17 protein-coding genes are annotated in these 20,758 nt (G+C 62.0%); 4 read left to right on the top strand and 13 right to left on the bottom strand.

What is annotated here, in order from left to right; genetic code table 11:
• Nucleotides 1-69 precede the first annotated feature (69 nt).
• From NKJ09_RS08720 to NKJ09_RS08745, 6 genes are all read right to left on the bottom strand, one after another.
• Nucleotides 70-1,149: a glycosyltransferase gene (locus NKJ09_RS08720; RefSeq protein ID WP_023717986.1), complete on the bottom strand. Its 1,080-nt coding sequence runs from the start codon at nucleotides 1,147-1,149 to the stop codon at nucleotides 70-72.
• Nucleotides 1,150-1,180: 31 nt separating this feature from the next.
• Nucleotides 1,181-2,512 carry a UDP-glucose dehydrogenase family protein gene (locus NKJ09_RS08725; protein ID WP_023717987.1) on the bottom strand — a complete coding sequence of 444 codons (1,332 nt, stop codon included), beginning with the start codon at nucleotides 2,510-2,512 and terminating at the stop codon, nucleotides 1,181-1,183.
• Nucleotides 2,513-2,597: 85 nt separating this feature from the next.
• Complete coding sequence (gene exoK / locus NKJ09_RS08730; RefSeq protein WP_352483971.1) at nucleotides 2,598-3,464, bottom strand: endo-1,3-1,4-beta-glycanase ExoK; 867 nt, start codon at nucleotides 3,462-3,464, stop codon at nucleotides 2,598-2,600.
• 136 nt (nucleotides 3,465-3,600) lie between these two features.
• Nucleotides 3,601-4,002, bottom strand: a complete 402-nt coding sequence (locus NKJ09_RS08735) for a hypothetical protein (protein ID WP_023717989.1) — start codon at nucleotides 4,000-4,002, stop codon at nucleotides 3,601-3,603.
• A 256-nt stretch (nucleotides 4,003-4,258) separates the two neighbouring features.
• Complete coding sequence (locus tag NKJ09_RS08740; RefSeq protein WP_352483969.1) at nucleotides 4,259-5,281, bottom strand: glycosyltransferase family 2 protein; 1,023 nt, start codon at nucleotides 5,279-5,281, stop codon at nucleotides 4,259-4,261.
• A 398-nt stretch (nucleotides 5,282-5,679) separates the two neighbouring features.
• The gene (locus NKJ09_RS08745; protein WP_352495741.1) at nucleotides 5,680-6,075 is read right to left on the bottom strand and encodes an exopolysaccharide production repressor protein; all 396 of its coding nucleotides are present in this window, start codon (nucleotides 6,073-6,075) and stop codon (nucleotides 5,680-5,682) included.
• A gap of 481 nt (nucleotides 6,076-6,556) precedes the next feature.
• Between NKJ09_RS08745 and NKJ09_RS08750 the strand changes: the two genes are divergently transcribed.
• Nucleotides 6,557-7,234: a sugar transferase gene (locus tag NKJ09_RS08750; RefSeq protein WP_292659405.1), complete on the top strand. Its 678-nt coding sequence runs from the start codon at nucleotides 6,557-6,559 to the stop codon at nucleotides 7,232-7,234.
• Nucleotides 7,235-7,427: 193 nt separating this feature from the next.
• Nucleotides 7,428-8,651 (top strand): polysaccharide biosynthesis/export family protein, encoded by a 1,224-nt coding sequence (locus tag NKJ09_RS08755; protein WP_084642532.1) that lies wholly within the window; start codon nucleotides 7,428-7,430, stop codon nucleotides 8,649-8,651.
• Nucleotides 8,652-8,775: 124 nt separating this feature from the next.
• On the opposite strand, the gene NKJ09_RS08760 is transcribed toward NKJ09_RS08755, so the two are convergent.
• Nucleotides 8,776-10,047: an O-antigen ligase family protein gene (locus NKJ09_RS08760; RefSeq protein ID WP_352483968.1), complete on the bottom strand. Its 1,272-nt coding sequence runs from the start codon at nucleotides 10,045-10,047 to the stop codon at nucleotides 8,776-8,778.
• A 330-nt stretch (nucleotides 10,048-10,377) separates the two neighbouring features.
• On the opposite strand from NKJ09_RS08760, the gene NKJ09_RS08765 reads away from it, so the two are divergent.
• The gene (locus tag NKJ09_RS08765; RefSeq protein ID WP_352483967.1) at nucleotides 10,378-11,130 is read left to right on the top strand and encodes an SDR family NAD(P)-dependent oxidoreductase; all 753 of its coding nucleotides are present in this window, start codon (nucleotides 10,378-10,380) and stop codon (nucleotides 11,128-11,130) included.
• 40 nt (nucleotides 11,131-11,170) lie between these two features.
• Here the strand turns inward: NKJ09_RS08765 and NKJ09_RS08770 are convergent, their stop codons facing one another.
• Together NKJ09_RS08770 and NKJ09_RS08775 are read right to left on the bottom strand one after the other, a co-directional pair.
• On the bottom strand, nucleotides 11,171-11,752 hold the full coding sequence (locus NKJ09_RS08770) for a DUF1349 domain-containing protein (RefSeq protein ID WP_352495740.1): 582 nt from the start codon (nucleotides 11,750-11,752) through the stop codon (nucleotides 11,171-11,173).
• 46 nt (nucleotides 11,753-11,798) lie between these two features.
• Nucleotides 11,799-13,235 carry an aldehyde dehydrogenase family protein gene (locus NKJ09_RS08775; protein WP_352483998.1) on the bottom strand — a complete coding sequence of 479 codons (1,437 nt, stop codon included), beginning with the start codon at nucleotides 13,233-13,235 and terminating at the stop codon, nucleotides 11,799-11,801.
• 177 nt (nucleotides 13,236-13,412) lie between these two features.
• Between NKJ09_RS08775 and NKJ09_RS08780 the strand changes: the two genes are divergently transcribed.
• On the top strand, nucleotides 13,413-14,444 hold the full coding sequence (locus NKJ09_RS08780) for a hydroxyacid dehydrogenase (protein ID WP_352483965.1): 1,032 nt from the start codon (nucleotides 13,413-13,415) through the stop codon (nucleotides 14,442-14,444).
• Between the two features lie 27 nt (nucleotides 14,445-14,471).
• Here NKJ09_RS08780 and NKJ09_RS08785 read toward each other — a convergent pair whose 3' ends face one another.
• From NKJ09_RS08785 to nirB, 4 genes are all read right to left on the bottom strand, one after another.
• On the bottom strand, nucleotides 14,472-14,957 hold the full coding sequence (locus tag NKJ09_RS08785) for a hypothetical protein (RefSeq protein ID WP_023717999.1): 486 nt from the start codon (nucleotides 14,955-14,957) through the stop codon (nucleotides 14,472-14,474).
• Between the two features lie 104 nt (nucleotides 14,958-15,061).
• Entirely contained in the window at nucleotides 15,062-17,893 is a 2,832-nt protein-coding gene (locus NKJ09_RS08790; RefSeq protein WP_352495739.1) for a nitrate reductase, read from the bottom strand.
• A gap of 3 nt (nucleotides 17,894-17,896) precedes the next feature.
• The gene (gene nirD, locus NKJ09_RS08795) at nucleotides 17,897-18,226 is read right to left on the bottom strand and encodes a nitrite reductase small subunit NirD (protein ID WP_023676297.1); all 330 of its coding nucleotides are present in this window, start codon (nucleotides 18,224-18,226) and stop codon (nucleotides 17,897-17,899) included.
• Nucleotides 18,227-18,292: 66 nt separating this feature from the next.
• Entirely contained in the window at nucleotides 18,293-20,743 is a 2,451-nt protein-coding gene (nirB, locus tag NKJ09_RS08800) for a nitrite reductase large subunit NirB (protein ID WP_352495738.1), read from the bottom strand.
• Between the last annotated feature and the right edge of the window lie 15 nt (nucleotides 20,744-20,758).

A 20,758-nucleotide genomic window follows, 5' to 3' on the forward strand; every position in this document is an offset into this window, starting at 1 on the left:
GCAGCTCCCACCCCGGTCAGGCGCGAGAGCCGGCTTTTGGGCAACGTGTATGGTTTTGGACGAAATGCATCAGGCGGCATGCTCCAGCGCGCCTTGCCTGGCGTTGTCGAGAACGCCGAGGAAGGTCGCGAACTGAATGTCTGGATTCATTTGCGGCCGCTCCGAAAACAGCTGCGCCGCCGCCGACAGCCTGTCGTACTCGGCCTTGTCGCTCCATAGCCGCCTGACCGCGGCGACCCAGTCGTCGAGCGGTGCGTCATAGTCAAGTACAACGCCGCCGGCGCCGATCGCTTCCGGCAGGCCGCCGCGGCGGGACCCGACGACCGGAATGCCGCTGCAATGGGCCTCGGATGCCACGCGCCCCCAGGCCTCTTCCCATTTGCTGGGCGCCAGCAGGATCTTGGTGCGGCCATAGACCGTCTTCATGTCGCTGGTACGGCTTTCCAGCCTGACGTTGCGCAGCGGCGCGATGGTCCGTTCGATCTGCGCCCGGTGGTCGTCGTCGAGCTTCCAGCTTTCGACGAACAGAAACGGGATTTCGGGGCATTGGCCGGCGATGCGCACGGCGAGTTCGAACCCTTTTTCATTGTAAGGGTTGATCAGCGTGACGAATTCGCCGGTCGTCGGGGTGCTGTAGAGCCCGGGATTGATGGTCGGCGGAATCACGGTCGAGTCGATGCCGAACCTTTCCTTATAGGTGCGCGCGGTGAATTCGGAGTTGGCGATATAAAGCGCCGAATGCAATTCGCGCAGGTCGCCGGCCAGCTCGTGGAATTCGACGTTCCGCAGATAGACCACCAGCGGCACGCCGAGCGCCTGCAGCGCCTTTCCGATCGGCACCGATTTGTGGCACTGCACGACGGCGACATCGGGATCGAGCCGTTCGACCGCGAAGCGCGCCGCCTCCCAGGGAAACCACGCCCGCACGACCGGATAGCCGGGATAGCTGTCGATGACCGCACGCTGGCGAAGCAGTTTCATCTTGGCGCGCGCCTTGAAGCCGAACATGCCATCACCGAACAGTGCCGCCAGGACCGAGGCGTCATGACCGTGCTCGCGCAGCTGCTCGACCAGATGGTGCGTGCTCGACTGAACGCCACCGCTGAACTGCGGCGTGTAGCCGTTGCCGCCTGCAAACAGAACTTTCATGGACCTGGCTCCTTGCTGGACCGCCCTATCGTCACGCCGCCATTCTGCCGATGCTGTGGTATTCGATGCCGTGGCGGGCGATGACCTTGGGGTCGTAGAGGTTGCGTCCGTCGAAGATGACGGGCGTGGTCAGCGCGTCCTTCAATGCATCGAAGGACGGCGCACTGAAGCTCTTCCACTCGGTCACGATCAAGAGCGCGTCGGCACCTCGCACAGCGGCCTCTTTGGTGCCGCACAGCTGCAGGTCGTCGCGCAACCCGTAGATCGCCTGGCATTCCTGCATCGCCTCGGGATCGTAGGCCTGCACATTGGCACCGGCGGCCCAGAGCGCCTCCATCAGCGTGCGGGCCGGGGCTTCGCGCATGTCGTCGGTATTGGGCTTGAAGGCCAGGCCCCACAGCGCAAAGGTCTTGCCCTTGAGATTGCCCTTGAAATAGCGGTCCACCTTCTCGAACAGGACCGACTTCTGCTGGTTGTTGCGCTCCTCGACGGCACGCAGCAGCTTGGCGTCGAACTTGATGGCTTCGGCGGTCTTGATCAGGGCGCGCACATCCTTCGGGAAGCACGAGCCGCCATAGCCGAGGCCCGGATAGATGAAGTGGTAGCCGATCCGCGGGTCGCTGCCGATGCCCTTGCGGACCTCCTCGATGTCGGCGCCCAGTTGCTCGGCCAAATTGGCCATTTCGTTCATGAAGCTGATCTTGGTCGCCAGCATGCAATTGGCCGCGTATTTGGTAAACTCGGCACTGCGCACGTCCATCACGATCATCTTTTCGTGGTTGCGGTTGAACGGCGCGTAGAGCTCGCGCATCACCGCCTCGGTGTCCTCGTTGCTGGTGCCGACGATGATGCGGTCGGGCTTCATGCAGTCGCTCACAGCGGACCCTTCCTTGAGGAATTCCGGATTGGAGGCGACGTCGAAAGCCAGATCCTCGCGCCCGCGCGCCCTCAGCGTCTCGGCAATCCTGGCCTTTATCCTTTCGCAGGTACCGACCGGCACGGTCGACTTGCCGACGACGATCTTGGGCGCGTCCATCTCACGACCGATGGCCTCGGCGACGGCCAGCACATATTTCAGGTCTGCCGAACCATCCTCGCCCGGAGGCGTGCCGACCGCGATCATCTGGATCTGGCCATGCTTGATCGCCGCGGCGGCGTCGGTGGTGAACTTGATGCGGCCGGCGGCATGGTTCTCCTTGACCATGTTTTCGAGCCCAGGCTCGAAGATCGGGACATGACCCTGGTTGAGCCGCTCGACCTTTTTTGCATCGATGTCGACGCAGACCACCTGATGGCCGACTTCGGCAAGCACCGCCGCCTGTACAAGACCGACATAGCCGATTCCAAAGACAGTCAAATTCATTCGGTTTCATTCCTGTTCAAGGCTTCGGGGCCTGTTCGAGCTTCGGGCTCGGACCACCTTCGGCCCGGCGGGTTCAGATGCGCTTCTAGTTCGTTTTGCATGCCAGCGATTCCGGGAATTGGCAGGGCTGGCCGAGTGCGGTGAATGCAACGCGGTCCACTTGCATGGCGAGCTTGCGGCCCGGATCCGAGAACGGCCCCATCCAGCCCTTCATCGTATCGCTGCCCCACAGGCTGAAATAGATTCTTTGCGAATGGGTGGGCAGCTTCGCCGGATCGGTGATCTCGTGGACAAGCTTGCCGTTGACGTACCAGCGCAGCCGGTCCTTTTCCCAGACGAAGGCGTAGTCGTTGAAGGCCTTGTCGGTGCCCCCGGCGACGTCGACCAGCTTCTCGTTCTTGCCCTTGCCGGCTATGTAGGCGTTGACCTGGACCTTGGACGTGTCCTTGGTCAGCACCTCGAAGTCGATTTCATCATGCGGCTGCTTGTCGGCATCGCCGACGAAGCTGAAGAATGCCGCGTTGACGCCGGAGCCCGTGTCGGTCTTCATCCGCGCCTCGTAGGTGCCGTAGCCGAAGCGCTGCTTGGTCTGGATCTCGGCGCAGGCGAATTCGCGATCCTTCAGCTTGCGCTTCTCGAAACCGAGCGTCAGCATGCCGTCGGAAAGGCCGATCAGGCTTTTGGACCAGGTGCAGTTCTGATGCTTGCCGTTCGTCCAGCCGTCGGAAATGTACCAGCGCGCGCGACTGAGGCTGGTGAAATCATCGACAAAGGACGGCGCGGTTGGGAGATCCTGGGCGCGGACGGGCACCAGGCCCGCAACCAGGCTGCCGAGAACGATCAGCAGAAACGCGCCGTCTGAACGGAGCCGCCGCAGCTTGCCTGGGATCGGGCGCGTGAACGGGGTGCCGCCGGTTGCCGGGGTGGACGTGCTTTTAGGATCTGCGTTCATATCAAACTCACCTTTGTGCTGTGCGCCCCCAAAGCGATCGTTCGAACCGTGACGAAACAAGCTAATCTTGACCTCTGTCGCTCCTAGGCTCCGTGTAGCGTGCCCAAAACCATTGCGCCGACTCCGGGATATTCGCTCAACCTGTGCCGGGACCGGCGGGTTTCACAAAATCGGTCCTTATGTCTGGGCCGTTCTGCCGATCCTCCTCGAAGATTTCATCCAGCGAATGACGGAGATCCTTCATCATCTGCTTCTGGCGCGAGAGCGCAGCGATGCGCCGCTCGCAATTCAGGATCGACCTGGTCAGTTCGCCAACTTCGGAAGACCTGCGGGAGGAGACCGCCCCGTTTTCCATGGCCTCGACCAGGAAGGCGGCATTGGTGGCCGTTGTCCTGTAGCGGTTCTCAAGTCCGTTCTTCTCCGCCTCGACCTCGGCCGCGATCTGGTCCAGCAGCTTCGCCAAGCGATCGAGTCGCGCGGTGTCGGTCTGCGTGTCGCGCGCCGGATCTCTCGATCGGAAGCGAAAGATCGAGGCCATGCAGTCAGCGCCCCATCATCGTCGAGATGATGACCGGCCTTGGCGCCCGTCCACGTTCAAAAGACATTTCTCGCATCGTCCAGCTCCTCTGACAGGGGATGTCTCGGGCCAGTTCGGTTGGCCGTCCAAAATTGCTGCACCGCAACATAGATTGCCATTCCCCGCGCGCATAGGCAACCACCTAGATCGTAAACTCATAAATCGCGTCGAAATGGTGCGAGCCGACCGAGGTAAGGCGATCGCCACGTTGACGAGCCTAGCTTTCGCCGGCTGTGCTGGTTCCGGCCATGAGGAAGCGCAGCGGCGGCACATGCTGACGCTTAGCGGCGAAGCCAGCGCGGCGAAACAGCGCATCCAGCTTGTCGGAGGCAACGCCGCGGACGACGGCCGTGAGGTTGGACGAGCCGGCCAAGGCATAGGCCACAGCCGGCGCCAGCCCGCGCTCAGTCTTCACGTCTAAGAACTTCCGCAACCGGTATTTGTCGCGAATGTGCCGCTCGTGCCTTCTCAGCGCAGCCTTCGATGCCTCCGGCAAACTGTCGATCGCAAGCAGTGCCAGGTCGGCATCGGCCAGATGCTTCAGATCCTGGGTGTTGTGCCGTCCGCTCAGCGAATCGGCGCGCACGATCGCGCCGTAGCCACAGGATTTGATGACCTTGAAGCGCGCGCCATGCGCAACCGCGCGCGCATAGAGTTCATAGTCTTCGCCAAGGCGCAGCTTCTCGTCGTAGCGCAGCTCATGCCGATCGAGGAAGGCGCGGCTGATCACGGGTTTGAGGAAGCCCAGTTCCCCTCGTTGCACACGGCGCCTGGAGATGTTGGCGTCGATGAAACCCTCGAAATCGAGGAATTCCGGCTCGGGCGAAAACGGTGGAGCGACGATTTTCGAGACGTCGGTTGCCGCGTCATCCCTGACAAGCATGATGTTGTCTGCCGCGAAATCCCAATCGGTGCTGGCGAACAGTCTGTGAAACCTGCCTTCGAAAAAGAAATCATCAGCGTCCAGGATGCTGATGAACGGCGACCTGGAACCGGCTATCGCGGCGTTGCGGGCAAAGGAGGGGCCGCGATTGACGTCGAAGCGGATGACGGAAAGGCGGCCCGTGCCGTCGTCGGCTGCATGGGCGACTTTCGCGGTATCGTCGGTGGACGCGTCGTCGACGACGACGACTTCCGCAACCTCCGGCTCGCGCAATGCCGATGCAATGGCAGCCGGGATTGTCCGCGCCGCGTTACGGGCAGCGATGATCACGCAGACTTGGGATGATGTCATGGACATGCCTCTCGATTGCAGAAATCGTTGCGGATTTCCTCGCCCTCCCCGCTCAATGCCTCACCGCCCGTCTGACATGCATCGGCCCAAATGCCTATGCTGCAAGTGCGAAGCAAGCATCGCCAAAATCATCGGCGCCGTCCAGTTTTTCATTTGGCTGGGTGTCATGACGCGGCTGGGCAGGCGGCGAGCCGCAATCGGGATAGCTCCCGAAAGGCGCCGCTTGGCAGAGCCGCTCCTGCACGGCCCGGATCAAGCCACTGGCGCGCTCAGTTGGCCAACCAGTCACTGCCGAGTAGGTCGTGGCGATGGAGAGCGGCCGCTTGGTGGAGGCCGGGAGCATCGAGGAATTGAAGAAACGGGATGCCGACTTGCGGCGTGTTGCTGGAGGCCAACGCCCGAAATCAGTGAAGGCCTCTCCTGGCGCTTAATTTCTCGCCTTCGGCCGCTTCGTTCGAACTCAGCTTTCGTTCTGCGTCGCGAATTTTGTCGGCCGAGGTCGGGGCATTTCTTGCGACCATGGCAAAGACCAGCAGAAAATAACCGAGTTGGATGACTATGGCGCAGCCGATGACGCGAAAAAGCGTCGTGCCGAGCGAGGCGCCGCCCAAATAGGACCAGACGACCACGATCGCCAGCGCAAAACACATTCCGATAATGAACTTTGGCAGTGACATACCCGATAGCCCATCAACCGGCTCGGGAAAAATGTCGACAAGCCCACCCCGAGCACCTCCCTTAAACTCTGCGAGCTTGTTTAGGTTGCCCGCTTCTGGCCGGTTGCTTCCGGCCTTGCCCAATCTGTCCATACTCCGACAGAAACAATTTGCAACTCTATTGAGGCGAGCAATAGGCGGCAAGGGCAGCTACGGAATAATTTTAAGCGAATCCTCAGGATCGCCTCTGCCATGGTGCAATGCACACGTCGGCATCACCACTGATTGACGGATATCGACTCGCTCCAGTAAGATTTATAATATTGACCAGTATCTTATCATAACATCAGTCGATATTTTGAACTTCTAAGTGACGGCAAAGCTCCACAACCGGGTATAAAGAGCGATTCGCCCAAAATCAGCCCCAAAATTGGACTAGATTTTCCAAAATTGCCCATAATCTGTCGCCTTTGCGACATAAAGGCAAAATTTTGTGCAGGACGAGTTCATTATTTAGTCAGTTCATGACGCGACTATTACAGCCGGCTGGGAAATTGTGTGTTGCGCTGCAGCATTTTTTTGGTATCGTGCGCTAAACCATCCGTTCAACGTATGGAGTTTACGCATGAGGGACGTAGCCAAGCCGGCCGACGCGGATTTTTCGCAGGCCGGCGTCGATTTTCCGCCGCCGATCGGCGGCCTGCTCAAACGCAGCTTCGATATTGCCGGTTCGCTGATCGGCCTGATCGCTCTCAGCCCGCTGTTCGTGATGATAGCGCTGCTTGTCAGGTTTTCCGATGGCGGGCCGATTTTCTATGGTCATAGCCGGATCGGCCGCGGAGGACGGATTTTTCCGTGCCTCAAGTTCCGCACTATGGTTCCAGACGGCGAGCGGGTGCTTGCTGCCTATCTCGCCGCGAATCCGGAGGCCAACGCCGAATGGATAGCGACCCGCAAGTTGAAGAACGACCCGCGGATCACGCGCGTCGGAGCGGTGCTGAGGAAGCTCAGCCTCGATGAGTTGCCGCAGATCATCAACATCCTGCAGGGGGATATGAGCCTGGTTGGGCCTCGTCCCGTGGTACGCGATGAGTTGGAGATCTATGGCAATTCGGCCGTCTATTACCTGAAATCGCGCCCCGGCCTGACCGGGCTCTGGCAGGTTAGCGGACGCAACGATGTTTCCTACGACAGCCGCGTCGCGTTCGATCGACACTATGTCGAGAACTGGTCGATGTTCGAAGACATTCGCATCATCATCAAGACCGTACCTGCGGTCTGGATGTCGCGAGGCTGCTACTGACGGCCGCTTGCTGGCCGTGCATCGAGGAGCGACTGTCCAGAATTCGAGCCCGGAACTCAGGCCCCGGGACTCAGGCATCGGGACTCAGGCATCGGGCGGGGCAAACCAGATCGGAAACGCTCAGTTGAAAGCAGATATAATCGATATCTTTTGCACCGGCATTCTCTCCAGACGCATGCGGCGAGTACGACTTTTGACGACTTGCCTCACGCTGGCGACCGGCCTGTCGCTGGCCCTGCCGCAGTTTGCCTTCGCCGATGACTATCGGCTTGGAGCACAAGACAAGCTAACCATCCGCGTAGCGGAATGGCAGACCGTCGAAGGCACGTTCCGTGACTGGTCGGCCATCAATGGAGAATACACGGTCGGGCCGGCAGGAACCTTGTCGGTGCCGTTCGTCGGCGAGATGCCCGCATCCGGCAAGACGACCTCGGAGATCGCGGCATCGCTCGGCGAGGCGCTACAGCGTAAGCTCGCCCTGGCTGACAAGCCCGAGGCCTCCGTCGAAATGGCGCAGTACCGGCCGTTCTATATTTCTGGCGAGGTGCAATCGCCCGGACAGTATCCTTGCGTGCCTGGGCTGACGGTGCTGAAAGCGATGAGCATTGCCGGCGGAACGCGGCGGAACTCGGAGAGCGGGCAGCGCTACGACCGCGACCTGATCAATGCCAAGGGCAATTTCGACGTACTTCAAGACCAACAGGTCAGGCTGATCGTCAAGCGCGCCCGCATCGAAGCGGAACTGGCGAACAAACCGTCATTCGAAGTGCCGAAAGAAGTGGCCGACGATCCGAAGCTGCCCAGCATCGTTGCCGATGAGACGGCGATCCTGGCGGCCGACCAGAAGAAACTCAACCTACGCTTGCAGGCGCTCGACGACTTGAAGGCGCTGCTGCAGAGCGAGATCGATTCGCTGCAGAAAAAGATCGTCAACCAGCAGAAGCAGGTCGATCTGGCGAAGGAGCAGCTCAACGGTATCGGCTCGCTGGCGCAAAAAGGCCTGGTCGTCAACACCCGGGTTTTGAATTCCCAGCAAACCATCGCCGACCTCGAAGGCCAGATACTGGATTACGAAACGGCGATTCTCACGGCCAAGCAGTCGATCAGCAAGGCCACTCAGGACGCTATCGATCTGGAGAACACCCAGAACTCCACCCTCGCGACCGACCGGCAACAGACGGAAGCCGACCTCAACGAAGCGACGCTGAAGCTGAATATGGAAAAAGGCTTGATGACCGAAGCCCTGTCGGGCAACCCCATGCCGCAATTCTATGGCAACAACGAACCAGCCGCCATGTCGTTTTCCCTGGTGCGGGTGGTCGACGGCAAGACCAGCGAAATCACCGCCGACGAAGACACGCCGGTACTGCCCGGGGACGTGATCAAGGTCAAACCGGCGCCCCTGGCCATCCAGTAGCTTCTTTCCACCGGAGCGAAGCACCCACCTCGCAGGCGGCGGCCTGCGGGGTTTTGGGCTTCGTATTTTATGGATCAGAAAACAAGGCGGCCTTTGGGCGACGAACAGCCCGGATCGGCCCGCTCTAGCCTCGCACGGCGTCCGGTTCCTCGAGATGGTTCGCGGCGCTCCACCGGGAACGGGCGACGGACGGCACCTTCACCAGCTTGAAGTAGCTGTAATACAGCAGGAACGATCCCATGATGTAGGGATTGAGGGTCTCGACCTCGACGAAGGAGCGGATGAACAAAAGCACCATGACGCCGGCGAGAATCACAGACTCGGCTTGCCATGTCCTGAATATCAGCGCCGAGACGTGCCCCCAGAGCGTGCGCAGGATGATCAGCGACAGCAGTGTCGCTCCGACGAAGCCGAGTTCCACCAAGGTCTCGATGTAGGTGTTGTGGAAGTGGAAGCCGCTTCGGGCGGCGATGTAGAATTCATTCCACAGCCGCTCGGCCTCGGAGAAGCCCTGCACCCAATACGCCGCGTAGCCGACGCCGAGGATGGGCGATTGCTGCGCGGCATTCCAGCCCTGCTGCCAGAGGTAGGTCCGTCCGGTGAGCGTCGAATCCTTGCCAAAGAGGCCAAGGACAAAGTCCATTAACCCGAGATTCAGCGCAACCACGGTGCAGGCGACCAGCCCGCCTGCACCGATCACGAAAATCACCCGGCGATGGCGGAGCGAAAGCAGCTTGCCCATGGAAAGCAGCGCGACCAGGGCGAGAACCGCCGGGGTCGATGCCATCGACGTGGCCGAATGCGACACGACCAGCAGATAGCCCGACAGCAGGACGATCGGTACAATCAACAAAAAACCTATGCGGCCGCGCCTGAGAAAGGCCAGGTAGACAACGCAGAAATAGATGCCAAGCGATGCGACAAAGCCGATCTGGTTCTTGGAGCTGAAGGCGCCGACGAAATTATATGTCCCGTCGAGAACGTCGTAGGAATAACTCGCGACCTTGAGCGAGTAGAGCAGGACGACGAAAATCCCTATTAGGGCGCCTATGGTCAAGGTCCGGACGCTGACCGTGCGCGCGGCAATGTAGGCGCATGCGATATGGGAACAATATTGCACGGCCGTCCTTGCCGTGGTGCCGGGAGCTGCCGACCAGAACACCGAGAAGCAGACATAGGCTGCAAACGCCAGCGGAAGCCAGGCGCTGGAAGCGTGCCTTAATATTTTCCGGTAGTCGACCAGGATGAGCGGCAGCCAGACTGCATAATAGGCCAGGATCATGGCCTGGCCGAAAATGGTCGAGTAGGAGAACGCCCAGATCGAGACTGCAACGGCAAAGCTGCCATAGACCGTGTTCTTGTCCGGATCGATCAACAGAGATTTTGGAATCTTCATCTCGGTATCGGTTTTCCGCCCTTGCAGCTCAATGCCGATTTCATGGGCCGCTCATGGGTCGATTCATTGGATCGATGGGAGCCTCGCCTGCAGGCGCTCGCATTGTGCAGTGCAATATAGCGCATCCGGCGCTGCATGTCACCCGGATGACAAACTGGGCGAAGTCGTTCCTGCAGTTCTCCCATGCCGGACGAGACGATTTGGCCAGGAGGCAGTGCCGTTCAATTGCCTGGTGCTGGCCCATCACGAAGCTGTTCGGAGGCTGCAAGTCCGCGCTTGAACTTGTCCGCCGTTGACTTCACATTCGCCGCCGATTGGGAGGAAGACCACATGCCGATGAGTTTCGCGGGACGATTTGCCGGACGATCTGCTGTTATCACCGGCGGCGCCTCAGGCATCGGCCTTGCCGTCGCGCAAAGGATCACTAAGGAAGGCGGGCGTGTTTCGGTCTGGGATCGCGATGCCGCCCAGATCGAGCAGGCCAAGGCCATTGTTCCAGGCCTGCACAGCGTCACCTTAGACGTCGCCGACCCCATAGCGGTCGAAGCCGCCGCCCGAGAGACGATCGAAGCGATTGGCGCAGTCGATGTCCTTGTCACCAGCGCTGCCATCACCGGACCGAACATGACGACCTGGGAGTATTCCGTAGAGGATTGGCGCCGGGTCATCGACATCAACATCAACGGCGTCTTCTTCTGCAACAAAGCGCTGGTCCCGCATATGCTCGAACGCAATTACGGCAGGATCGTCAACATCGCCTCGATTGCCGGCAAGGAAGGTAACCCGAACGCCTCGGCCTACAGCACCTCCAAGGCCGCGGTGATCGGCATGACCAAATCGCTTGGCAAGGAACTGGCCAAGACCAGGGTAACGGTGAACTGCGTCACGCCGGCGGCCGTGCGCACCGCGATCTTCCAGCAGATGAGCCAGCAGCACATCGACTTCATGCTGTCCAAAATACCAATGGCGCGGTTCGGCGAGGTCGAGGAGGTGGCGGCGCTGATTTGCTGGATCGCGTCCGAGGAATGCTCGTTCACGACGGCGGCCGTCTTCGACGTCTCCGGCGGCCGGGCGACCTACTGAGGCCGGCCGGACGCAAACCGCCCGACCGGATCGCGGCGCCTCAGTCGTGGAGCTGCCGCGAGATCGGCGGGCCGATCGAAAAGTCGCTGAATGTGACCTCGAAGCCCTCGCGCTGCGGCGAACAGCACATCATGCCGACATCGACCGTTTTCGAGGGTGGGAAATAGGCAAGCCGCACCGGCTTCCAATGCTTGTCGGACGCGTCCAGATACTGGACACGGATCGTCTCGGCATGACGCGTCAAGCGGATCCTGACGCCGTCCGGGTCGGCCGGAATATTGGCCAGCGACCAGTCGGAGGCATCGTTGGTGACGACGACGGAAAAATACATCAGCCCGTCGGTGTATTCGATGCCGGCCTTGATCCAATGGGTCTCGCTCAGGCGGACCATAAGCCCGGCTTGGTCGTAAAGCACCTCATAGTGCCCCTTGACCGTGACTTCGGCGCTGAAATCGCCCTCGACCTCACGATAGAGGAAATGGCCATTGTCACGCCAGAAGCCGTAGAACGTCTCTCGCCAGAAGTCGGTCTCCTTGCCGGTCCGCACATGCACCGTATTGTCGCCGAACTCGTGGTGCGGCGGCGGATTGAGCCAGGTCAGGTCCGTATTTTCAGATGCCATCGATTTGCTCGCCTGCCTGGCTGGTCCCGGATGAGTGCCGCCGTGATCAGCCAGCGAATGTATAGGCGGTCTTCACGGTCGTGTAGAACTCCGCGGCGTAGCGGCCCTGCTCGCGTGGGCCATAGCTCGACCCCTTGCGCCCGCCGAAGGGCACGTGGAAGTCGACGCCCGCCGTCGGCAGGTTGACCATGACCATGCCGGCTTCCGAATTGCGCTTGAAATGCGTGGCATGCTTGAGGCTCGAGGTGCAGATGCCGGACGTCAGCCCGAACGGCGTGTCGTTGGCCACCGCCAGCGCCTCATCATAATTCTTGACGCGGATGACGTTAGCGACAGGTCCGAAAATCTCCTCACGGGAAATGCGCATGGCGTTGGTGGTTTCGGTGAACAGCGCCGGTTGCAAATAGAAGCCGCGGGTTTCGCGATCGAGCCGCTCACCGCCGAAAGCGAGATCGGCACCTTCCCGACGTCCGATGGCGATATAGTCCTCGTCCTGTTTGAGCTGGCTCTGGTCGACCACCGGCCCGATCTGGGTCTTGGCATCGAGAGCGTCGCCGATGACCAGCTTGCCCAGGCGATCTTTCATCGCCTCGACGAAGCGGTCATGGATGCCGTCCGTCACCACCAGGCGGGACGACGCCGTGCAGCGCTGGCCGGTCGAGAAGTAGGCGCCGTTGACCGCGCAGTCGACGGCGACGGCAAGGTCGGCATCATCGAGCACGACAAGCGGGTTCTTGCCGCCCATTTCGAGCTGGAACTTGCGCATGTGCTCGACGCTGGCGGCGGCCACGCGCTTGCCGGTGCCGACCGAGCCGGTGAAGGTGATGGCGTTGAGATCAGGGCTGTCGAGCATGGCCTGGCCGACCACCGAACCTTTGCCCATCACCAGGTTGAGCACGCCGTTGGGCAGTCCGGCGCGGTGCAGGATGTCGACAATTGTCCAGGCGCTCTCCGGAACGAGTTCCGCCGGCTTGAAGACGATAGTGTTGCCGTAGGCCAGCGCCGGAGCGATTTTCCAGGCCGGAATGGCGATCGGGAAATTCCACGGCGTGATGATGCCGACGACGCCGACCGCTTCGCGGGTGATCTCGACGCCGACGCCGGGCCGCACGCTTGGCACCAGCTCGCCCGACAGGCGTAGCGTCTCGCCGGCGAAGAAGTCGAATATCTGGGCAGCCCGCACAGTCTCGCCAATGCCCTCGACCAGCGTCTTGCCTTCCTCGCGCGCCAAGGCCCGGCCGATTTCATCTTTCCGCGCGGTGATCTCGTCCGACGCCTTCCTCAGCACCGCGTGGCGTGCCAGCAGGCCCGATCGGGACCATGCCGGAAATGCCGCCTTCGCCGCCGCGATGGCCTGCCGGGCGTGCTCGGCGCCTCCCGATGCATATTCGCCGACCACGTCGTCGAGATTGGACGGGTTGATATTGCGGGAGCCGGCATCGCCCACCCACTCGCCATCGATGAGGTTCTTTCGAAACGGGATCATGTCGCTGTCTTCCTTGTCGTCCTTCGATCGCCGTCTATCTGGACCACCGACCGCCACACCGCAAGGCCGAAAGGCGGGCAAACTTCTCCTCCTCGACAGGCATGTGATAGGGGTCGGGCTGGAAAAGATGATTCCAGTATGGTGCGTCGTGGATCGCACGGGAGGAAAAGTATCATGTCCGACAACGCGTTGCCGCTGGTGATCAGCGCACCCCATCCACGCACGCTCGACCTGATCTTCACGCCGGCTGCGCTGACGAAATTTCGGTCGAAATACCGCATCGTCGAAACATCGCCCGAAGGTGTCGCGGCGCTGCCGGCCGATATCCTTGGCGAGGCGCGCTACATTGTCGGCCAGCCGCCGATCGCGCCAGAGACACTGGAAAAAATGAAGGCGCTGCGCTGCATCTTCAATGTCGAGAGCAACCTCATCAACAACATGCCATATGAGACGCTGTTTTCGCGCGGCATCCATGTCGTCACCACTGGGCTGGTCTTTGCCGAACCGGTGGCCGAGCTCGGCCTTGCCATGGCGCTCAACCTTGCCCGCGACATCGTCGATGCCGACCTCGCTTTTCGTCAAGGCAAGGAATTGTGGGGCGGCGACGGCAACCGGACGGCGCGGCTTCTTTCCGGCGCGGATGTCGGCATCATCGGCTTCGGCGATCTCGGCCGCGCGCTCAACCGGCTTTTGACGGGTTTTCGCACGCGGACAAAAGTCTTCGACCCGTGGCTGCCGCCGTCGATCCTGATCGAGAACGGCGTTGAGCCGGCCTCGCTCGATGAAGTCCTGTCGAGCAGCGATTTCGTCTTCGTCGTCACTTCGGTGACCAGCGAAAACCAGGGTTTCCTCGGCGCCGAAGCCTTTGCCAGGATGCGCGAGGGATCCGCTTTCATCCTACTCAGCCGGGCTGGCGTGGTCGATTTTCCGGCACTGATGGATGCTGTCCGCAGCGGCCACATCGTCGCCGCCAGTGATGTTTTTCCTGAGGAGCCGCTGGCCCAAGATCACCCGGTCCGCACATTGCCGGGGTTCCTGCGCTCCGCCCACCGGGCCGGCGCACTCGACATCGCTTTCAAGCGGATGGGCGACATGGTGCTGGAAGACATGGACCTGGTCGACCGCGGCCTGCCGCCGATGCGTTCGAAGCGGGCCGAGCGTGAGACCGTTTCGCGAATGCGCTCAAAGCCGGTCGACAAGAATTAAGCCGTCTGTCCCGACGGTCGCACATGCTCAGATCGTGAAGGACCAAAACAGGCAGGCCAGTGTCGCAGCGGCGAAGACGACGAAGAACAGGCTTCTCAACAGGATGTTGCGCCGCAGTTCGTTGATGAAGAGATGGCATCCGACGATGGCTGCGACAAACAGGAACCGCCAGTTCAGCAGTGCCGAGAGCACATCGTGCTGACCGAAAGCAAATCTGGCGGCGAGACATCCAACGATGACCGCGAACAACACGATGACCGTCCAGAAGATTGCATCGGCGGCATGCGTCAGGACGATGCCGGCGAGCCTGATCGGCAGAACCATCATCAGCAGTGCGCTGAGGAAGTAGACCGCCGCGAGCGGAATGAATGCCCCTGCATCGGCGACGTCACTCAAGCGCTTGGCGCCGATCGCGCCATAGGGATAGCCATGCCTGGCCACCGCCAGGCTGAGCGCCATCAGCAAAGCCGTCAGCACGGCCGCAAGCGCGAATGAGGTCAGGGCTTTACTCATGGGGCTCCCGTTCCGAACGAATCGAAGTCAGAACGGTGGTAGCCTATGGTTTGTAAATTGCTAGTAAGCATCATGCAGCGGCGCGGCAGAGTTCCTCGGCGCATTCACTCTGCAGCTTGCAGACGCCGCCCGTCGATAATGGTCTTGATCTCGGCGCGGCAGGAGCCGCAATTGGTGCCGGCGTGAAGGGCGGCGCCGATTGCCGCGACGCTGGTGCAGCCGCCGCGCACCGCTTCCGCGATCTGGTTGGCACCGACCCCGAAACAGGCGCAGACGGTGGCGCCGCGGTCGACGCTCTTGCCGCCAGGCCTGCCGGCGACGATCGCCAGCCGCGCCTGCCGATCGGCATGGTCGGCACCCAGTTGTTCGGCCGCCCAGCCGCGCGACACCGCTACCGGGGTAGGCGCAAGATAGAGCGCGCCGACCAGCCGACCGCCCGCGAAACGGGCGAAGCGATGGTGCCCGCCGGCGATGTCGTGATAGGCGAGCGCCTCGCCTTCCGGGCCGAACAGCGCGGCGGCAAACCCGGTCCAGTCGCGGCTGTCCTGCAGCGCAATTTCAAGGCGCCAGCCGGCGGGGCAGCGGGCGAGGCTCCAATAATCGGCGTCGATGGATGCGGGCCGTTCCGCAAGCACCGCGAAGCCGAAGGCCGTGGCGGCGAACCGCTCGATTCGGGCGGCAACGTTCTTTGAAGCCGGCTGGCCTGAAATCGCATCAGTCGTCGGCGCGACCAGGGCATCGACGCGCGCGCGCGCGGAAAACTGATCGGTCCAGTGCATCGGCACGAACACAGAGCCTTGGCGTTGGCGCCCTGTCACCAGCGCGCGGACCACGACCTCGCCATAAGCTGTCGAGACGCGCACAATATCGGCATCGCCGATGCCGTAGTGCTGCGCATCCGCCGGGTGGATTTCGACGAACGGTTCGGCCATGTGCTGCGACAGGCGCGGGCTCTTGCCGGTCCGCGTCATGGTGTGCCAATGGTCGCGGACGCGCCCGGTGTTGAGGACGAGCGGGTAGTCCGGGTTGGTGCGGGTTTGTGCGGCTGGGCGGATGGCAATGAAGCGCGCCTTGCCGTCGGGCGTGTAGAAATTGCCGTTGGCGAAGAAGCGGGTGCTGGCTGAGCTATGTCCAGCCTGAACACCCCCCTCTGGCCTGCCGGCCATCTCCCCCTCAAGGGGGGAGATTGGCGGCTTTGCCGGCACCGCCTTTTCAGCAATGGCAACGATTGGCGAAACCGGTGGCGACATCCAATCTCTCCCCTTGAGGGGGAGATGGCCGGCAGGCCAGAGGGGGGTGCCTTGGCTCGGCGCTGGCCATTGGAATGGCGCCAACTCCTCATACGTCCCTGCATCAATCCCGGCGTACGCGCCTATATCAAAATCGCGAACGCCATCATTCTCGAAGCCCGACAACGCGGCATGCTCGGCGAAGATGTCGGCCGGCGACACATGCGAAAAAGCCTCGCCGAAGCCCATCCGCTTGGCGACTTCAGCGATGATCCACCAATCTGGCCTTGCCTCGCCGGGCCTGGCCAAAAAAGCCCGCTGGCGCGAGATGCGGCGCTCCGAATTGGTGACGGTGCCATCCTTTTCGCCCCATGCGGTGGCCGGCAGCCGGACATGGGCGTGGCGGACCGTGTCGGTCTCGCCCAGCACGTCCGAGACCACAACAAACGGGCAGGCCTTGATCGCCGCTTCGACGGCATCGGCATCCGGCATCGAATCGACCGGGTTGGTGGCCATGATCCACAGCGCCTTGATGCGTCCGTCGGCCACCGCTTGGAACATCTCGACCGCTTTCAGGCCGGGTTTTTCGGCGACGGTTGGGGCATTCCAGAAGCGCTGCACGCGTTCGCGGTGCCCGGGGTTTTCGATCTCCATGTGGGCGGCCAGCATGTTGGCCATGCCGCCGACCTCACGGCCGCCCATGGCGTTGGGCTGGCCGGTCACCGAGAACGGCCCGGCGCCGGGCTTGCCTATGCGGCCGGTGCCTAGATGGCAGTTGATGATGGCGTTGACCTTGTCGGTGCCCGAAGACGACTGGTTCACGCCTTGGCTGTAGACGGTCACCGTCTTCGCCGTCGCGGCAAACAGGCTGTAGAAGCGGGCCAGTTCGTCCTCACTGAGACCCGTGGCAGCCGCGATGCCGGCAAGATCGAGCGCCGAGGCGGCGAAAAGCGCTTGCCCGAAGCCGGTCGTGTGCGCCGTGATATAGGTGCGGTCCAGCGCGTTGTGCTGGCCGAGATAGGCGAGCAGCCCGGTGAACAAAGCGACGTCGCCATCGGGCGCGATCGCCAGATGCATGTCGGCGATGTCTGAGGTCATGGTGCGGCGGGGGTCGATCAGCACCACCTTCATCTCGGGCCGCTTTTCCCGGGCGGCGGCAATGCGCTGGTAGAGTACCGGATGGCACCAGGCGAGATTGGAGCCGACCAGCACGATCAGGTCGGCAAGTTCCAGATCCTCGTAATTTCCCGGAACGGTGTCCGAGCCAAAGGCGCGGCGGTGGCCGGCGACCGACGAGGCCATGCACAGACGCGAATTGGTGTCGATATTGGCCGAGCCGATAAAGCCTTTCATCAGCTTGTTGGCGACGTAATAGTCCTCGGTCAGCAACTGGCCGGAAACATAAAAGGCGACCGAGCCGGGGCCGTGTTCGGCAATGGTTTGCGAGAAGGTCGAAGCGACAAGGTCGAGCGCTTCGTCCCAGTCGGTGCGGCGACCGTGGATCTCCGGGTGTAGCAACCTGCCGTCGAGGTCGATGGTCTCAGCTAGCGCCGAGCCTTTGGAGCAGAGCCGGCCGAAATTCGCCGGGTGGTCCGGGTCGCCGCGAACGGTTATTTCACCGTCCGCGGCGACCTTCGCCAGCACGCCGCAACCCACCCCGCAATAGGGGCAGGTGGTCCTCACCTCGCGCGCTTCATCAATCTGCATGGTTCACGCCGCGCGGCTGGCCAGCGCTTCCAGCGCAATGAACAGCCGCTCGCCGTCGATCCGCACGGCAATGGTGCGCACCGCGCCCTCGTCCGCGCCGAGCGCCTTGCCTGTCTCCAGCGAGATCACCCAATTGTGCAAGGGACAGGTCACCGCCGTGCCATGGACGATGCCCTGGCTGAGCGGCCCACCTTTGTGCGGGCAATGGTCGTCGATGGCGAAGACTTGATCGTCGGCCGTGCGGAAGACGGCGATCTTGCCTTCGGGCGTGGCGACGCAGCGCGCGCCGCGACGCGGAATGTCCGAGAGCGTGCCGATCGATACCCAATTCATGTGGCCATTCCTCTTTTGCGCGTGTTCTTGTCCGAAAACCGCATTCCACTTTTCGGGAACACGCGCCTACTCCGCCGCCTGGGCAAAGCCGACCGAAGCCATCGGCCGGAATTCATGCTTGTCCTTGCCGGAAGCACGTTCCGACCATGGGTCGACCTGGGCGAATTTCTGCGAAAAGACGAAGCGCTCGAAATAGGCTTTGCGCTTCTCGCCATCGTCCATGATCTGACGCTTGATCTCAGCTATGCCGACGCGCTTGGCCCATTTGTAGATACGCTCGAGATAGCGGCCCTGCTCGCGATACATCTGCGTCAACGCCACGATATGCTCCAGCGCCTCGTCCTCGGTCTTGACCAGGCCGAGCACTTCGGTGCCCTTGATGTCGAGACCGGCGGCGCCGGCGAAATGGATCTCGTAGCCGCTATCGACGCAGATCACGCCGACATCCTTGCAGGTCGCCTCAGCACAGTTTCGCGGACAGCCCGACACCGCCATCTTGACCTTGGCCGGGGTCCACGAGCCCCACATGAATTTTTCTATACGGATGCCCAAGCCGGTCGAATCCTGCGTGCCGAAGCGGCACCAGTCCGAGCCGACGCAGGTCTTCACCGTGCGCAGCCCTTTGGCATAGGCGTGGCCGGAGACGAAGCCGGCCTGGCCGAGATCGGCCCATACCGCCGGCAGGTCTTCCTTGCGGATGCCGAGCATGTCGATGCGCTGGCCGCCGGTGACCTTGACCATCGGAATCTCGAACTTGTCGACGACATCGGCGATGGCGCGCAATTCGGCGGCGTTGGTGACGCCGCCCCACATGCGCGGAACCACCGAATAGGTGCCGTCCTTCTGGATGTTGGCGTGGACGCGCTCGTTGATGAAGCGCGACTGGTAATCGTCGGCGTATTCGTCGGGCCAGTCGCAGACGAGATAATAGTTGAGCGCCGGCCGGCATTTGGCGCAGCCGCAGGAGGTCTTCCACTCCAGTTCCTGCATGACGGCGGGAATGGTCTTCAAGCCCTTGGCCTTGATCAGCCGGCGGACCTCGTCATGGCCAAGCGCGGTGCAGCTGCACATCGGCTGGACCGCCGCGGGGTTGTATTTGTCGCCGATGGTCAGCACCATCAGCTTTTCGACCAGCCCGGTGCAGGAGCCGCAGGAGGCCGACGCCTTGGTGTGGGCGCGCACGTCGTCGAGCGAGGTCAAGCCCCTGGCCGTGATCGCGCCGGTGATCTTTCCCTTGCATACGCCGTTGCAGCCGCAGATTTCCGCATCATCCGGCAAGGCTGCAACGGCCGCCATAGGGTCCAGGGGGGCGCCTCCCTGGTAGGACTGGCCGAAGATGAGCGTATCTCGCATCTCGGATATGTCGGTCTGCTTCTTCTTGAGGTCGTTGAACCATGCGCCGTCCGCCGTCTCGCCATAGAGCACGGTGCCGATGATGCGGTCGTCCTTGAGTACCAGGCGCTTGTAGACGCCGGCCGCGGCATCGCGCAGCACGATCTCCTGGCGGTCATCGCCCTCGGCGAAGTCGCCGAGCGAGAACAGCTCGATGCCGGTGACCTTGAGCTTGGTCGGCGTGTCCATGTGGACGAAAGCCGCCGCCTCATTGCCGGCCAGATGGCTGGCGGCGACGCGCGCCATCTCGTAGAGCGGCGCGACCAGCCCGTAGACCTGGCCGTTGACCTCGGCGCATTCGCCGATTGCGTAGATATCGGGATCGTTGCTGCGCATGCCGGCGTCGACGACGATGCCGCGATTGACCGCAATGCCGGCTTCCTTCGCCAGCGCCGCATTCGGCCTGATGCCCACCGCCATGACGACGAGCGTTGCGGGAATGACTGTGCCGTCGGCAAGCTCCACCCGCTCGACCTTGCCGTTGCCGGTGATCGCCTGGGTGTTGGCCTTGGTGATGACCTTGATGCCGCGCTGCTCGACGGCGCGCTGCAGGAGATATCCGGCGGCCGGATCGAGCTGACGCTCCATCAGCGTCGGCATGACGTGCAGCACGGTGACGTCCATCCCTTGCGCGTTCAGACCCGCAGCCGCTTCCAGGCCGAGCAGGCCGCCGCCGATGACCACCGCCTTGGCCCGCGACTGGGCGGCAAGCATCATCGCCCGGACGTCGTCGAGATCGCGATACGTGAGCACGCCGGGCAGATCATGGCCTGGCACCGGAATGATAAACGGCACCGAGCCGGTGGCGATGACGAGCTTGTCGTAGGGCTCGGTCACGCCATGATCGGAGGTGACGGTCTTTGCCTGCCGGTCGATGGCGACGATCTTGTGGCCCTTGTAGAGGGTGATGCCGTGCTTGATGTACCAGCCGTCGCCATGGATGATGATCTCCTCATAGGCCTTTTCGCCCGACAGAACCGGCGAGAGCATGATGCGGTCGTAGTTCACGCGCGGCTCGGCGTTGAAGATGGTGACCTGGTAGCGCCCAGGCGCCTTTTCCAGGAGGTGCTCCAGCATGCGCCCGGGGGCCATGCCGTTGCCAATGATAACGAGTTTCTCGGTCATGTCCTGATCCACTCC

This window comes from Mesorhizobium sp. M0189 (genome assembly GCF_040322135.1).
GTDB lineage: Bacteria > Pseudomonadota > Alphaproteobacteria > Rhizobiales > Rhizobiaceae > Mesorhizobium.